Below are 1,348 nucleotides of genomic sequence, written 5' to 3' on the forward strand. Positions count from 1 at the left end.
CACCGCAGGTGATCCAGAGGGTCTTCCGCTTGGCGAACAACTGCGATCCCAGCTCTGCATCCAGAGCTCCGGAAGAAGAGGCGCGCGTCAGCACCATGCCGCCGGCAACACTGACCAGCAGCGACGGAATCATGGTGACCAGGCCATCGCCCACCGTCAGGATGGTGTAGGTCTTAACCGCCGTCATCAGATCCACACCCTGCTGCAGCGTTCCGATCAACAGACCGGCAATGATATTGATCGCCGTAATGAGAATGGTCGCCATGGAGTCGCGCTGATTGAAGCGCGCGGCGCCATCCATCGCGCCATAGAACTCGGCCTCGCGAGCGATGGCTTCTCTACGTTTGCGAGCGCCCTGTTCATCGATCAGGCCGGCGTTCATATCGGCGTCGATCGCCATCTGCTTACCCGGCAAGGCATCAAGAGTGAAGCGGGCTGTAACCTCGGCCGTACGTACCGCGCCGTGGCTGACCACCAGGAACTGGATCGCGATCAGGGCCAGAAACAGCACGAAGCCGACGATGTAGTTGCCGCCAACAACGAACTGCCCAAAGGCTTCAATGACGTTTCCGGCAGCGCCTGTACCTTCGTGACCGTGCAGCAGAATCCGCCGGCTGGAAGCCAGGTTCAGTGACAGGCGGAACAGAGTCAGCAAGAGCAAGAGCGTCGGAAAGACTGAGAAGTCCACCGCGCGCCGCACCTGCACAGCCGTCAGGAACACGATGATGCTGGCGGTAATTGAGACCGCCAGCAATAGATCCAGCAACAAGCCGGGCAGCGGCACCAGCATGACGAAGATCATGCTGATAGCGCCGAGCGGCAGCAATACACCATTCCACTTTTTCAGGTTCACATTCCACCTCCGGCAAGGYCGCCGGCTTCACGCATACGTTTTTCCCGGGCCTGCTGCTCGAGCTTGGTGCGATACAGATATGCCAGGATGCCGGCCACTGCCGAATACAACTCAAACGGAATCGACTGCCCAACTTCGACCATCTTGTACAAACTCCGTGCCAATGGTTTGTTCTCCATAATCGGAACCCCTGCCCAGCGCGCCTGTTCGCGGATCTCAAGGGCATGCAGGTTCTTACCCTTTGCCAAAACTTTGGGAGCGGACATCGTCTCAAAGCTGAACTCCAGCGCTACCGCGTAGTGGGTCGGGTTGGTAATCACCACGCTGGCGCGGCTGATATCCGCTTTCTCTCTGCGCTTGCGCATCTGCCGCTGGAGCTGCCGGATCTTCCCTTTGATCTGGGGATTACCCATCGCCTCTTTTACTTCCTCGCGGACTTCCTGCTTGCTCATCTTGAGGCGCTTGTTCCACTGCACCCATTCCATGGTGTAGTCC

At 58.6% G+C, this 1,348-nt stretch carries 2 protein-coding genes; both read right to left on the bottom strand.

The features are described from left to right. On the bottom strand, positions 1-802 hold an 802-nt coding region (locus tag AB4043_RS25675; protein WP_442308543.1), incomplete at its 3' end, for an FHIPEP family type III secretion protein. Positions 803-849: 47 nt separating this feature from the next. Continuing rightward, on the bottom strand, positions 850-1,348 hold a 499-nt coding region (locus tag AB4043_RS25680; RefSeq protein ID WP_442308542.1), incomplete at its 5' end, for an EscU/YscU/HrcU family type III secretion system export apparatus switch protein.

Origin of the sequence: Terriglobus sp. YAF25 (assembly GCF_052113305.1) — a bacterium.
Lineage (GTDB): Bacteria > Acidobacteriota > Terriglobia > Terriglobales > Acidobacteriaceae > Terriglobus.